At 65.1% G+C, this 13,647-nt stretch carries 12 protein-coding genes; 6 read left to right on the top strand and 6 right to left on the bottom strand.

Going from position 1 to position 13,647, the window contains the following annotated elements; all coding sequences use genetic code 11:
- Positions 1-59 precede the first annotated feature (59 nt).
- The 3 genes from QRN51_RS01775 (at position 60) to QRN51_RS01765 (ending at position 5,800) form a co-directional block, all read left to right on the top strand.
- On the top strand, positions 60-1,247 hold the full coding sequence (locus QRN51_RS01775) for an exonuclease SbcCD subunit D (RefSeq protein WP_284988387.1): 1,188 nt from the start codon (positions 60-62) through the stop codon (positions 1,245-1,247).
- On the top strand, positions 1,244-4,264 hold the full coding sequence (locus tag QRN51_RS01770) for an AAA family ATPase (protein ID WP_284988386.1): 3,021 nt from the start codon (positions 1,244-1,246) through the stop codon (positions 4,262-4,264). The genes QRN51_RS01775 and QRN51_RS01770 overlap by 4 nt, the downstream gene beginning before the upstream one ends.
- Positions 4,265-4,399: 135 nt before the next feature.
- Entirely contained in the window at positions 4,400-5,800 is a 1,401-nt protein-coding gene (locus tag QRN51_RS01765) for an MFS transporter (protein WP_284988385.1), read from the top strand.
- A gap of 156 nt (positions 5,801-5,956) precedes the next feature.
- Here QRN51_RS01765 and QRN51_RS01760 read toward each other — a convergent pair whose 3' ends face one another.
- Positions 5,957-6,691 (bottom strand): IclR family transcriptional regulator, encoded by a 735-nt coding sequence (locus QRN51_RS01760; RefSeq protein ID WP_284988484.1) that lies wholly within the window; start codon positions 6,689-6,691, stop codon positions 5,957-5,959.
- A 148-nt stretch (positions 6,692-6,839) separates the two neighbouring features.
- Between QRN51_RS01760 and QRN51_RS01755 the strand changes: the two genes are divergently transcribed.
- Together QRN51_RS01755 and hpaB are read left to right on the top strand one after the other, a co-directional pair.
- Positions 6,840-7,376, top strand: coding sequence for a flavin reductase family protein (locus tag QRN51_RS01755; protein ID WP_059387630.1), 537 nt, complete (start codon positions 6,840-6,842; stop codon positions 7,374-7,376).
- 64 nt (positions 7,377-7,440) lie between these two features.
- Positions 7,441-8,895 carry a 4-hydroxyphenylacetate 3-monooxygenase, oxygenase component gene (gene hpaB / locus QRN51_RS01750; RefSeq protein ID WP_284988384.1) on the top strand — a complete coding sequence of 485 codons (1,455 nt, stop codon included), beginning with the start codon at positions 7,441-7,443 and terminating at the stop codon, positions 8,893-8,895.
- Between the two features lie 169 nt (positions 8,896-9,064).
- On the opposite strand, the gene QRN51_RS01745 is transcribed toward hpaB, so the two are convergent.
- Complete coding sequence (locus QRN51_RS01745; protein WP_284988483.1) at positions 9,065-9,718, bottom strand: phosphoribosyltransferase; 654 nt, start codon at positions 9,716-9,718, stop codon at positions 9,065-9,067.
- An 82-nt stretch (positions 9,719-9,800) separates the two neighbouring features.
- Here QRN51_RS01745 and QRN51_RS01740 point away from each other — a divergent pair, with 82 nt between their 5' ends.
- Positions 9,801-10,214 carry a MarR family transcriptional regulator gene (locus tag QRN51_RS01740; protein ID WP_284988383.1) on the top strand — a complete coding sequence of 138 codons (414 nt, stop codon included), beginning with the start codon at positions 9,801-9,803 and terminating at the stop codon, positions 10,212-10,214.
- A gap of 38 nt (positions 10,215-10,252) precedes the next feature.
- On the opposite strand, the gene QRN51_RS01735 is transcribed toward QRN51_RS01740, so the two are convergent.
- The 4 genes from QRN51_RS01735 to QRN51_RS01720 are packed head-to-tail and all read right to left on the bottom strand — an operon-like array spanning position 10,253 to position 13,474.
- A complete protein-coding gene (locus tag QRN51_RS01735; protein ID WP_284988382.1) occupies positions 10,253-11,083 on the bottom strand; it encodes an alpha/beta fold hydrolase in 831 nt (276 codons plus the stop codon).
- Positions 11,084-11,087: 4 nt separating this feature from the next.
- Entirely contained in the window at positions 11,088-11,417 is a 330-nt protein-coding gene (locus tag QRN51_RS01730) for a biotin/lipoyl-containing protein (RefSeq protein ID WP_234747729.1), read from the bottom strand.
- A complete protein-coding gene (locus QRN51_RS01725; RefSeq protein WP_284988381.1) occupies positions 11,410-12,444 on the bottom strand; it encodes an alpha-ketoacid dehydrogenase subunit beta in 1,035 nt (344 codons plus the stop codon). The genes QRN51_RS01730 and QRN51_RS01725 overlap by 8 nt, the downstream gene beginning before the upstream one ends.
- Entirely contained in the window at positions 12,437-13,474 is a 1,038-nt protein-coding gene (locus QRN51_RS01720; protein ID WP_284988380.1) for a thiamine pyrophosphate-dependent enzyme, read from the bottom strand. The genes QRN51_RS01725 and QRN51_RS01720 overlap by 8 nt, the downstream gene beginning before the upstream one ends.
- Positions 13,475-13,647: the final 173 nt, after the last annotated feature.

Raw genomic sequence — 13,647 nt, 5'->3', positions numbered from 1 at the left:
TACGGCCGGTGCCGCCGCGCCGCACCAATAATGTCGGGGCCTCCAGTTAGCTTGAAAACATGAGGCTTTTGCACACTTCGGATTGGCACCTGGGACGCTCGTTCCATGGCGTCGGGATGCTTGACGCCCAGCGCAACTTCATTGAGCAATTGCTCGCAGTCGTCCGGGAACAGTCGGTGGACGTCGTCTTGATCGCGGGCGACGTCTACGACCGTGCGCTGCCTGGCCTGGATGTCGTGAAGCTCCTCGACGACGCCCTCGTACGGATCACGGATGCTGGAGCCAAGGTGGTGCTGACCAGCGGCAACCACGATTCCGCGATCCGCCTTGGTTTCGCTTCACGCCTGCTGGAGCGCGGGGGAGTCCATTTGCGGACCCGCGTAGAGGATCTCGATTCGCCCGTCCTGTTTCCGCTGGATAGCGACCACGGTGCAGCTCAGCCGGGTGCGCCCGTGGTTGCCGTCTATGGAATTCCGTACCTTGAACCGCGGCTTGTCGCCGAACGGCTCGGCACCCAAACCCCGAGCCACTTTGACGTCACGCAGGCCGCGGTGGAGCTCATCCGTGAGGACATTGCCCGGAGAAGCGAAGCAGGGCCGGTGCACTCCGTTGTGCTGGCACACACCTTCGCGAGCGGCGGCATCACCTCGGACAGCGAACGCGATTTGAGCATCGGCGGTTTGGGGGCTGTGCCCCTGGATCTCTTTGATGGCTTCGGCTACACGGCCCTCGGACATCTGCACGGGCGGCAGGAACTTTCGGAGCGCGTCCGGTATTCGGGTTCGCCCCTGGCGTATTCGTTCTCCGAGGCCAGGCATCGGAAGGGTGCGTGGCTGATTGATATCGGCGTCGGCGGTGTTGAGGGCGTCGAGGAAGTTCTGTGGAAAGCACCACGGGAGCTGGCGATTCTCCGGGGGAAGCTCGCTGAGCTTCTGGAGTCGGAGGAGCATTCCTGGGCTGAGACTGCGTATTGCCAAGTCACCCTCACAGACTCCTCGCGGCCTGCGCAGGCGATGGAACAGCTGCGTGCCCGGTTCCCGGAGACGCTCGTGCTGGGCTTTGACCCTGAAGACGCCGCGGGAAAGGTCAAAGCCAGCTACAGCAGCCGGCTTGCGGAGGCCGAGGACGATCTTGGTGTTTGCTGTGGCTTCCTCGACCATGTGCGCGGAAGGCCGGCTGATGAGACTGAACTTTCCGCCCTTCGTGAAGCCTTGGAAGCGGTCCGGTTGGAAGGGGCAGAGCTGTGAGAATCCACCGCCTTGAAATTGAGGCTTTCGGGCCGTTTGCCGGGGTTCAATCGATCGATTTCGATCAGTTGGGCGCCCAGGGCCTGTTCCTCTTGAACGGTGCCACCGGCGCGGGAAAGACGAGCGTGCTCGACGCCATCTGCTTTGCGTTGTACGGCTCGGTACCGGGCGCCCGCCAGGACGGAAAACGCTTGCGCAGCGACCACGCGGAACCGGCTGCGGAGCCGCGGGTCGCTTGCGAATTTTCGGCGCGCGGAAGACGCTTTGAGGTCACCCGCTCACCGGCGTGGGACAGGCCAAGTGCCCGTGGACGCAAGGGCTTCACCACCCAGCAGGCCAAGACCCTCCTGCGTGAACGGGTTGATGGCTCGTGGGAAGAAAAGACCTCCCGCAACGACGAAGCCGGCATGGAAATCGGAGATGTCCTGGGGATGGATCGGGAACAATTCACCAGGGTGGTCATGCTCCCGCAGGGAGACTTCGCGGCTTTCCTGCGTTCCAAGGCGTCCGACCGGCTGGATCTTCTGCAGAAGCTCTTCGGAACCCAGCGTTTTGAAGCGATCGAGCAGCAGTTGGCACTCCAAGCAAACGCCGCGCGCGCAGAAGTGCAGGACAACCAGAACGGACTTAAGCTGCTCGCGCAGCGGGCAGAGTCCGAGTTCGCGCAACTGGGCATTGACGAGGCCGTTGACCCGGACCTTGATGACGCAGGCTCCAACGATTCCACGCCCGAACTCCGGCTCGGGACCCTCGAGTCCCGGACCCGGGCCGAATCTCTCGAGCGGCAACAAACCGCCGGTTCTGCCGAAGCCGTCCGGCTTCAGCTTGCCGACAAGCTCAACGCCGCGCGGGAACGGGTCCGACGGCACGCGAAGCTCGACGCCGCCACTCGCCGGCGCGAAGTCCTCGCCACACGTGCGGCTGAAGTGCAGGAATTCCGCGAGCGGCTTGGACGCCACCGTAAAGCCGCCGTCCTCGGCGGACAACTCGACGCCGTCGACCGCTCTGCCAAGGCCTTAGACATCGCGGGCGCGAAGGCGGAGTCGGCGACGGCGAAGCTGCTTGCCGCCTCTCTTGACGCAAGCGAGCCGGGCACGTCGCTGGCGAGGATTCAAGAGACCATGGCTGTCGTTGAGGCCCGGATCGGGGACGAACAAAAGCTCAAGGACGTCACTGCCAGGCTTGATGCCCTCGACGTCGCTTCACGGCAGCGCGAGTCGGCCAATGCGGCGCGGTCCCTTGCGTTGGCCGGGCTTCGCTCGGATGCGGCTGTTTTGGAAGGCGAGCTGGGCCCGCTGGAAGCGGCCGCTTCTCAGCTACCCCTGCGGGAAAGCGAAGCGGCAGCAGCGCAGAACACCGTCAAGACAGTTGCCCGTTACACAAGCGCCCTGGATTCCCAGTCCGCGGCAGTGAAGCGCCACGCTTTTGCCCGCGCGCTTTCCCAGGACCTCCGGCAACTCTGGCTGGATCTCCGCGAATCCCGGCTGGCCAATGCCGCCGCCGAACTCGCCGCAAAGCTGAACGACGGCGATCCATGCCCGGTCTGCGGAAGCGCCGAACACCCGTCCCCGGCAGCCGCAGGGCTAACCGCACTGGCCCTTGCGGAGGAAGAGCAATCCGCCCACGAACGCTATGACGAAAGCGAGCATGAACTTCTCCAAGCGGCAGGCGAGCTGGCGGCCGCCGAGCAGGAAGTTGCCGTGCTCGCCGCCCAGGGCGGAGGCATCGATCCCAAGGAAGCCGCTTCGGCGGAGGCCTTGGCCAAAGACGCCCTGGCCCTGGCGCGTTCCGCCGTCGACAGGCTCAAACGTGGCAAGGCAGAGCTCGCCCGCATGACGGAGCGGATTGCCCGCTTGGAGGAAGAACAAGTCCAAGAGGACACCGCTGCGGCGCAGGCTGGGTCCACCATGGCCCTGCTGGGTGAGCAACGTGAGTCCCTGGAGACCTTGCTTTGCGGGCTGCGTGATGGCTTCGACACGCTGCACGAGCGGATCGATGCCCTGACCGCGCATCGCGAACTCCTGCAGTCCGCTGTCGCCGCGGGAGTGCAACTTGAACGTGCCCGGGAGGCTTTGGACGATGCGTCTGCGGCCTTGGAGACCGCCCTTGCAGCGAACGGATTCGACTCCGCGGATGCTGCGCGCCTCGAAATCCTCGACGAGCAGCACGCTGCAAGGCTCGACGAAGCCATCAGGTCCGCGGAGACCGAGAGCGCCCGGCTCGCGGAACTCTTCGAGTCCGAGGATCTCGTTCTCGCGGCCAAGGAAGCCCAGATCGGAGAGGTGCCACTGACCGCCGTCGAGCTCGCAGCCCTCGAACAAGACGCCGGACGGGCGGAAGAAACAGCCCGACGGCTGGATCTTGCTGCGGGACTCGCTGCCCGCACGGTGACCAGCCTGGCTGCGATCCGCTCGCAGTACGAGGAAGCTGCGGCCTCCGGGCGCGGCCCCCGGGATCGCGCCCGGGTACTCAACGAGCTCGCAGAAACCGCAAGAGGGGCGGGCGACAACGGCTACAAAATGAGCCTCAACAGCTATGTGCTGGCCGCCCGCCTCGAACAGGTCGCGGCGGCGGCGTCGGAGCGGCTGATCGCCATGAGCGATGGCCGTTACACCCTGCAGCACACAGACGCCAAGGCAGCCCGGGGCGCGAAATCAGGCCTGGGACTGGAAGTGGTGGATGAGTGGACAGGCCAGCGGCGGGACACCGCCACACTGTCCGGCGGGGAGTCGTTCATGGCTTCGCTCGCTTTGGCCCTGGGGCTCGCGGATGTAGTCCAGCAGGAGGCCGGCGGTGTGGACATCGAGACCTTGTTCGTCGATGAGGGATTCGGGAGCCTCGACGAGCAATCGCTCGAGCAGGTCATGGATGCACTGGAGGGGCTGCGCGACGGCGGCAGGGTAGTGGGGCTGGTCAGCCACGTTGCGGAGATGAAGCAGAGAATCAGCAGCCAGCTGCAGGTAATCAAGAACCGGAACGGTTCCACCGTTCGAATCGTCGACGCCGCGGCCGCCTAGGCACCTGTTTTGGGGCGCTTCGTCGTGTATGGGCCCGCTTGAGCAGGCGTAGCCGTCCGGTAGACTTGGAGGGTTACACCGGGTCGCGCGCATCGGGAGGAGGGACGATGCGCACCATTCAGCGAACCCGGAATCATGAACTCCTCCCCACAGAAGTCCGCGGCGAACACCGCACTTAAGCCTCACCCTGAATTTCCTTCTGCGCCGCAGTCGGCACTGCCCCCGTCGGCCGCGCCGCGCCGTTCGCGTCTGCCTGGCCGCTTCGCCCGCTTGCCCGAACTCGCAGGCCGGAACTTCCTGCCGCTGGGACTGTTCGCGAGGTTGCCACTCGCGATGCTGACCGTTGGCACCCTCACCCTTGTCACAGCTGTCAGCCATTCTTACGCCATCGGTGGCCTGGCCGCCGGAGCGGTCGGCATTGGCTCGGCCTTGGGCGCGCCGGTGCTTGGCTCCCTTGCCGACCGCTCAGGCCAGCGCCCTGTGCTCCTCCTGGCCGCGGTTGTCAACGCCGTGACCGTCATCGCCTTGCTCGTGGCCGCCTACCTGACGCCCGATTTCAACGCCCCCACGGACGCGATTGCCATTTTGGTGACGGCTTTCCTGGCTGGAGCGAGTTGCCCGCAGGTGGGGCCCATGGCCCGTGTCCGTTGGATGGCCCTGACCACGAGGAACCTGAACACCAACGGTCCTGGAAGTGTGGCGTCCAGCCGCGCAGACCTGGACACCGCGTTGTCCTATGAAGGAACCGCGGACGAGGTCACGTTCGTCCTGGGGCCGGCGCTGGTCGGTATTCTGGCGAGCCTCGTAGCCCCCTGGCTTCCGCTCGCATTGGCGGCCGTCCTGACGGCCACGCTCGTGCCGGCCTTCGCCGTCCATCCCTCTCAGTTGGCCGTGGTGCCTGCAAAGCGCAAGGCGCGCGCCGCCGTCGGGAGCGTCCCTGCACAGCGGCAGTCAAGTGTCCGATCCGTGGCCTGGCTGAAGGTCGCCGTTCCGGTGCTGGCCATGGTCTGCATGGGTACTTTCTTTGGTGCAACCCAGAATGCGTTGAGCGCCTTCTCCGCCCAGTTCGCCACGGCTGAAATTGCGGGGCTGATGTATTCCGTCATGGGCCTGAGCTCCGCCGTCGCGGCGTTGTCCGTTGCCTATTGGCCGCAGCGCTTCGGGCTGGCCATCCGCTGGGTGCTCGCCGCGGCCGCGATGACGGCGTTCTCCCTACTGTTGTTCCTTCCCGCCGGGATCTGGCCGATGGTCATCGTTCTGTTGGTGCTCGGAATTCCCGTGGGACCGGTCATGGTGACGGTCTTCAGCATCGGGGGAGTCGTGGCACCGGCCGCCCGCATGGCGACCGTCATGACCGCCTTGGCTAGCGGCATCGTGGCGGGTACGGCGCTGGGCGCCTACCTTGCCGGCCAGTTGGCCCAGACGCAGGGTCCGGGCACGGCATTTGTGGTGTCCACGTCCGCTTCCGGCGCGCTTTTGCTGCTCGGCATCGTTGCAGGACTGGTTCTCCGGCGCCGGCCAAGCACGCAACCATAACGACGCCCGCTCACTTATGGGCCACTTTTGGGAAACCCTCGCTCAGATCATCTGAGCGCGCGTTTCAGGTTTTGGCCCTATAAGTGAGCGAGCGTCGGAAACAGGACGAACGCGCGCACCAAAGGTGAAAAGCCCCACGAGTCCATCGGCGGGTCCTTACGCCAGCTGGGACTCTATCCGGGACGCGCTCGCTGCCAGTGCTTCGCCGACGGCGGCCTGGTCCTGTTCGCGGCGGATGTAGACGACGGCGATCGCGGCGGGCCGCCCGCCTGGCACCCGGATCGGGGCGGCCAAGGATGACAAGCCGGCGATGACTTCGTCGTGGCTCGCCGCATAGCCGAGCCGGCGCGCTTCTGCCGCTTCCGGACGATACGGCAGGCCCGGCGCGCGGGCGGCCCATTCTTCTTCGCTCATGGTGGACTGGATCGCGATTCCAGGCGCCCCGGTGTTCACGGGGTGGCGGGTGCCGGGATGCTGTGCCAGGGTCGCGGCTGAGTGTCGGGGCTCGACCGTGACCAGCGTGACGCAGTCCTGATGATCCCAGACCGCGACGAATGCCGTCATGTTCAGGGCGTTGGCAAGCTGGGTCAGTTCCGGTAGGGCGGCCGTCTGGAGGTCGCGGGAGACACCCCGGGCCAGCACCGCAAGGCCGGGACCTGGCTGAACTCGGCCGGCGTCGTCGCGCACCAGCAGGGAATGATCCTCCAGCGTGCGAAGGATCCGGTAGGCCACCGAGCGATGAACGCCCAGGGCGCCGGCGAGTTCTGCAATGGTCAATGGGCGCTCCGCTGCCGCCAGGATTTCCAGGGCCTGGATTCCGCGGGAGAGGGTCTGCGAAGGCGAGACCGTCGCCGTCGTGTCCTGCAGACTTTTTGCGGCGCTGGGAGACATCATGCGCTCCATCCTATGTTGGGGCCTAATGCGACCGGCCCGCCGTCTTGTGCTGTCACTCACAAGAGACTATGGTTCTGTATGAGAATTTGTTGTTCAAATATAGAACAAATTCACATATAGAACAATCGCTAGCCAGGAATCAACGATGATTGCCAAGTCCAGCCATAATGCGGAGCCCGGTCCCTTGAGCCGCACTTCGCGGCCGCGGGCACATCATTTCCGCGGCAGCCTGGGCCGCTTCGCCACAGGTGTCGCTATCGTGACGTTCGACGGCGCCACCAAGCGGCACGGTATCACCGTCAACTCTTTCACCGCCGTATCTATGGAACCGCCGCTGGTCCTGGTCAGCATCGCCCGCAACGCCAAAGCCCACGATGAGCTGGCCGGGCGCCCCTTCAGCGTCAATATTCTGGGTGCCGAACAGAAGCAACTCGCCCTGCATTTCGCGGGCCGACCCGGGCCCGAGCCCCTTTGGGTAGAAGGCGACACGGCGCCCCGGCTATCCAACGTCCTCGCTTATTTCGAATGCACGCCCTGGGCGGCTTACGACGGCGGAGACCACACCCTCTACGTGGGTGAAGTGGTGGACTTCAACTACCGCAGCGGCGACGCGCTCGCGTTCGCCAACAGCTCTTTCACCACTATCCCGGAAAGCCAATTGGGAATGGAGGATCTTCTGTAGTTGCCGGCGCCCGTCGACGCCGCATCCGTATGCCGTTTCAGCACAACCATCATTGGAGACAACCATGGGAATCCGGACCGGACAGCAGTACCTGGACAAGCTCAACTCGATGAACCCCCACGTCCTGATCGACGGCGAAATGGTCACCGGGAAGATCGCCGACCACCCGTCCTTCAGGAATGTGGCCCGCACGTACGCGAAGCTCTTCGACATGCAGCATGACCCGAAGTATGCGGACGCCCTCACCTACGAGTCCCCGACGACGGGTGACCGGGTGAACGCCTCGTTCCTGGTGCCGCGCACCAAGGAAGACCTCGAACATCGGCATGCGGCCATCCGCACTTGGGCGGAGTACTCCCTTGGGTTCCTGGGCCGGACGGGTGACTACATGAACGGCGCCCTTACGGCACTCGCGGCCGCAGAAAAATGGTTTGCCCAGGCCGATCCGATGTTCGGCGAAAACATCCGCAAATACTATGAGCATTGCCGCGAGAACGATCTCCTTGCGACGCACACGCTGATCCCGCCGCAAGTCAACCGTTCGGTGTCAGGTTCCGAACAGCTCGGCGGGCAACTCTCGGCCAGGGTCGTCGAGGAGCGGGAAGACGGCATCGTGGTCCACGGCGCACGTATGCTCGCCACCATCGCGCCGATCGCCGACGAGCTCCTCGTGTTCCCTTCGACGCTCCTACGCTCGACGCCGGAAGATGCTCCCTACTCCTACGCGTTCGCCCTCCCGAACGATGCGCCGGGCATGCGTTACCTGTGCCGGACCTCGCTCTACAACGGCGGAGGCACCCACGACGAGCCGCTCGCCAGCCGCTTCGAGGAGATGGACGCCGTCGTCGTTTTCGACCACGTATTCGTTCCGAACGATCGCATCTTCATGCTCGGCCATCCCGAGCTGTGCAATGCCTTCTACTCCGAGACCGGCGCCGGGGCCCTCATGACCCACCAGGTGGTCACGAGGACCATCGCGAAGAGCGAGTTCTTCCTCGGCCTGGCCTCGGAGATTGCGGCGTCGATCGGGATTGACGGATTCCAGCACATCCAGGAAGACCTCGCGGAGCTGATCGAGACCGTCGAAATCGGCAAGGCCCTCATGGTGGCCGCGGAGGCCCAGGCAGCTCCAAGCCCGGACGGCGTGTTGTTGCCGCACTGGCCCACCCTGAATGCGGCACGCAACTGGTACCCCAAGGTTGCCCAGCGGTTCCCCGCGATCATCCGGAAGTTCTCGGCGTCGGGCCTCATGGCCCTGCCGGGCGAAGCGGACATAGCCAGCGAGGCATTGCCGGACATCGAGCTGTACCTGCAGGCGAAGACCCTGACCGGCCCGGAGCGCGTGCGCCTCTTCAAGCTCGCTTTCGATGCCAGCATTTCCGCGTTCGCCGGGCGCCAGGCCCTCTATGAGTACTTCTTCTTCGGCGACCCCGTCCGCATGGCTGCCGCCCTCGTGAACAGCTACGACCGCGAGCCGGCCCGCGCCCGGGTGCGGGAGTTCCTCGAGCGGAAGGACTGAACGCGCCACGGCGCGTCCGACGACGACGGCGAGCTATCGCCGTCGTCGTTCGCACTCCGACGCTCGCTCAGCTATGACGCGAAATTCTCCGACGCTCGCTCAGCTATGACGGGAAATTCATCGACGCTCGCTCGCGTTTGGCGCGAATCGCAACCCAGCGGCTTGCGAACTACCCCGCCTGCTCCAAAAGCCGCACCGCGTCGTCGTCGGTCAATTGTTCGAAGTGCTCGTAGAACGCGCCCACGGCATGGAATTTGCCCGGCGTGTGCAGGCACATCATGAAATCGCACACCCGGCTGATGGACGCTTGGGCTTCGAGGGATGACACGGGGACGGCGGTTACCACAGTCGCCGCGCCTCCCGCGCGGACGGCCTCGACGGCGGCGCGCATCGTTGCGCCCGTGGCGAGTCCGTCGTCGACAAGGACAACAGTCTTGCCCGAGAGATCGAAGCTGATACCCGGGTAGGTCTTCACTCGCCGCAGGAGTTCTCCGCGCTCGCGTGCCTCCACAGCGTCGAGCGAAGCCTGGGTGATTCCATGCCGAAGCATGCGCTCGGCGAGGGGCCGGTTGAGGATGCGCACGATCCTGCCGTTGGACCAGGCGAGGGCGCCGAACGCAGTTTCATCGCGGCCCGGGATGCCGAGTTTACGTACCAGCATGGCGCCGTAGGGCTGGTGGAGCTCGACGGCGGCAGCGGCCGCCACGGGGACTCCACCGCGGGCGAGGCCCAGCAAGATGGTGTCCGGGCGATGCCGGAGCTGCGGAAGCCCTGCTGCCACGCGGCGTCCGGCGTCCGCACGGTCCTTGAAGCGCATGCCCATTCGTCTCACTTCCACGTCATCCAGCGCTGAATCAAGCCTACCTTTGTTGCCGGGACCGCTCTGCGCTGCCACGATGGGCCATGTGAACAAGCCGATCGGTTACTGGACCAAACGCCTGGACGCCGCTTTGGAGGCTCACCTGGACAGCACCTTGGCGAGGTTGAAACTCAGCCGGAGGCAGTGGCAGACGCTCAACGTCCTGGCCGAGACAACCATCAGCCCCGAGGATCTTGACGGAATACTCAACCCTTTTTGGGGCGGCGACACGCGACGTCGCGAAAACGAACTCGCCGCCCTGGTCGGCCGCGGCATGATCATCATGGTGGACGATCGCCTCAGCCTCAGCGAACTCGGCCACGCAAAACATACGGAAGCCCAAAAGCTCGTTGAAGAATCCCGGCGGGACCTCTCGATGGGGATCGGTATCGACGAATACGCCATGGCCGTCAGCGTGCTGGAGCGCATGACGCTCAACGCGGAGCGGCTGGCCGGTTAACGCAGCCGCTCCGCCACTATCAGCCGCTCCGCCACCGCCTAGACGCCGAGGAACGCCACCGCAGCGTCCTTGAAAACCCGGCTGGTCACGGCGTTGCTGTGGTTCCGCCCCGGTACGAGCAGTTGCTCAACCATGCCCCCGGCATGGGAAGCGATCGAAGCGAGCTCCGGCATGGTGACGGCGCGCTCGTCCTTGTCGCCGGCCACCAGGAGCATCGGCATGTGGGGCACGGCTTCGGCAGGATCGAAGGGTTCGCCCTTGATGGCCTCGATGAGCGACAAGAGCGCAAAAAGATCGTTGCTCGGCAAGAGCTGTGCCATTTTGAGCAACCCTGCCGTGGACTCGTCTTCAATGGGTGTGCCGTCCGCGAGGTAGCGCTGGGCTGCTCCGAGATCGAACGACGCCAGGGGGTCTTCCTTGTTCGGGCCGCCCAACACCAGCCGGTGCACGAGTTCGGGCTGGGTTGCCCCGAATTCCCAAGCGAGCCGGGAGCCCAAAGAGTAGCCGATGACGTCGAGCCCGCTGGTAGGGTCACCGGCGCGCACGGGGCGCGCACCGGCGTCGGCGACTATCTGGAGCAGGTCCGCGCGGATCCGGCTCGGGGAGTAGGAGTCCAGGTCCTCGGGCGAGCTGCTCTGGCCGTGCCCCGGAAGGTCCACGGTGATGACACGCCGGCCCGCGGACTTGAGGGTGGAAATCCAGCCTGTGTCGCCCCAATTGAGTTTGGTGGACGAGGAGAAACCGTGCAGCAGCAGGACAGGGCGCAATCCGGCGTCGGTCCCTTCGGCAGGCTCATGGACTTCCACGAACAGATGCGGATCTGTCCCTTCCACAGTGTGGATGTGCTCTTCCTTGTGCCTGCCGCTCATGGTGTCAGTCCTCATCAAGTACGGCGCTCAGGCGGACCCGGCGCTTCGGTGCGTCATCCTTGGGAACGGTGCCCACGATACCGGCAGTATTGTCCGGCACCTCGAACACCACCAGCGGTTCACCGACGTTGATGGTCTCGCCCGGCGCTCCGTGGATACGGATCACTTTACCCGCCTGCGGGCTCGGCAACTCGAGGGCGGATTTACTCGTTTCCAGCTCCACGAGCGGCTGGTTCCGTTCCACCTGGTCGCCGGGGGAGACGAGCCAGTCCAGGACGGTCGCTTCGATGAGGCCTTCGCCAAGATCGGGCAGGGGGAAGCTGATTTCAGCCACGTCGATACTCCAGTACTCGTTGGATCCCCAGGAGGATGCGGTCAATGTTCGGAATGTATTCGTCCTCCAGGTCGCCGGAGGGATACGGCACATCGAAGCCGGTGACCCGTTCGACGGGCGCCTTGAGCGTGTCGAAGCAGCTTTGCGTGATCAGCTGGGCCACTTCGGCCCCCAGCCCGGAGGTCAGCGGAGCCTCATGCACGACGACGGCGCGCCGCGTCTTTCCGACGGAAGTCGCCAGTGCTTCGGCATCAATCGGCTTGAGCCAGCGCAGATCGAGGACCTCGACGTCGATTCCGTCTTCCGCGGCGAGTTCGGCAACCTGCAGGCACCGGGCAACCATGGCACCCCAGGCTACGAGGGTCAGGTGGCGGCCCGGCCGGACAACGCGGGCGCCGGTGAGGGTACCGCCGTCGGAGGCGTCCACGTCGCCCTTTTGCCAGTACCGGGACTTCGGTTCCATGAAGATCACCGGGTCAGGCCGCGAGGCGGCGTACTTGAGCAGGTGGTAGGCATCGTGCGGGTCCGACGGCGAGACCACCTTGAGCCCCGGAACGTGCGCGAAGAGTGCCTCGAGGCTTTCGCCATGGTGTTCGGGGGCGCGGATGCCGCCGAAGCTGGGTACGCGGAGCGTGATCGGCATCGGAAGCTTGCCCCGGCTGCGGTAGTTCATCCGGGCGATCTGGCACACGATCTGGTTGATGGCGGGATACGCGAAGCCATCGAACTGCACCTCCGGAATGGGGTGGAAACCGGCCATGGCCAGGCCCACCGACATCCCCAGGATGCCCGATTCCGCGAGCGGCGTGTCAAAGACCCGGGATTCACCGTGCTTGGCCTGCAGTCCGTCGGTGATGCGGAAGACCCCGCCCAATCGGCCGCAGTCCTCGCCGAAGACCACCGTCTTCGGATCGGCCGAGAGGATCTCGTCCAGGGCGCGGTTGAGTGCCTGCTGCATGGAAAGCTTGACGGACTGGTTCTCTGTGGCTGCCCTGGCTTCGAGGGTGGCTGTGGTGCTTTCAGACATGTTCTGACTCCTCGCGCCAACGGGTGGCCTGGTTTTCTAGGGCGGGGGTGGTTTCCTGGAAGACGAAATCGAACATCTCGTTGCCGGGCCGGGGCCCGAGGGCTTCGATTCCGGTGCGGATGGCTTCTTCCTCTGCCCGGGCTGCTTGGTTGGCGGCGGTGAAGAACGCCTCGTCGGCTACGCCTTCGGCCAGCAAACGCTTGCGGAGGCGTTCCAGCGGATCTTCGCCGGCGTCGATGCGCTCGTCGTCGAGGCTCCTGTAGCGGCCGGGATCGTCGGCGGTGGAATGCGGACCGCGGCGGTAGGTCATGGCTTCGACCACAACCGGACCCTTTCCTGCGCGGCAGTGGGCGAAGGCGTTGCGGGTGGCCTCATGGACGGCGACCACATCGTTGCCGTCCACCTGGATGGCCGGGATTCCGTAGCCCGCGGCTCGGGCAGCTACCGAACCGCCGGCCACCTGCCGCTCGGTGGGCACGGAAATCGCCCAGCCGTTGTTCTGGATGAAGAAGACAACAGGTGCCTTCATCACGGCGGCAAAGTTCATGGCCTCGTGGACATCGCCCTGGGAGGACGCGCCATCGCCGAAGTAGCTGAGGGCCACTCCGTGCCCGCCGCTCAGGGTCTGGCCGTGGGCCCAGCCGACGGCATGAAGCACCGAGCCTGCCACGACGGCCTGGATGGGCGCGAGGCGGCTTGCCAGGGGATCGTACATGCCGCCGTGCCACGTTGCTTTGTGGGTGGACATGTACGCCACCATGTCCACGCCCATGGTCCTGGCGACACCCATCTCGCGGTACGTCGGGAAGGCGAAGTCGCGGGCAGTGTCGAGGGCGTAGGCGCTGCCGACCTGGGCGGCTTCCTGGCCGAGTTCCGGAGCGTAGCCGGGGATGATTCCCTGGCGCTGCCAGGCAACGGCCGAGGTATCGAGGTATCGAACGGCAGCCATCAGGGAATAGAGCTCCCTGAGCTGTCCGGGGGACAGGGGTGCGGCGTCGGCTGCGGCCACGACGGGAAGAGATGAGTCCATGGACGTGACCGTAGTCACTGTTCGGAACGTAGGCAATCCGCCTATTCGGGGCTAGTCAAACTGCCATAGACTGCCAGTCTTCCCTGGGGAACACATAGCAGTTTGTGCACCTCCCGCTCACCCAAGTAGCTCGCAGTTGTTGTCGTTATGAGGGCTCAAAACGACAACAACTG

The sequence above is a fragment of the Arthrobacter sp. efr-133-TYG-120 genome, assembly GCF_030209785.1.
In the GTDB taxonomy this organism is placed as follows: domain Bacteria; phylum Actinomycetota; class Actinomycetes; order Actinomycetales; family Micrococcaceae; genus Arthrobacter.
Note: the sequence above shows the minus strand (reverse complement) of the source record. Positions and strands in the feature narration are given on the sequence as shown.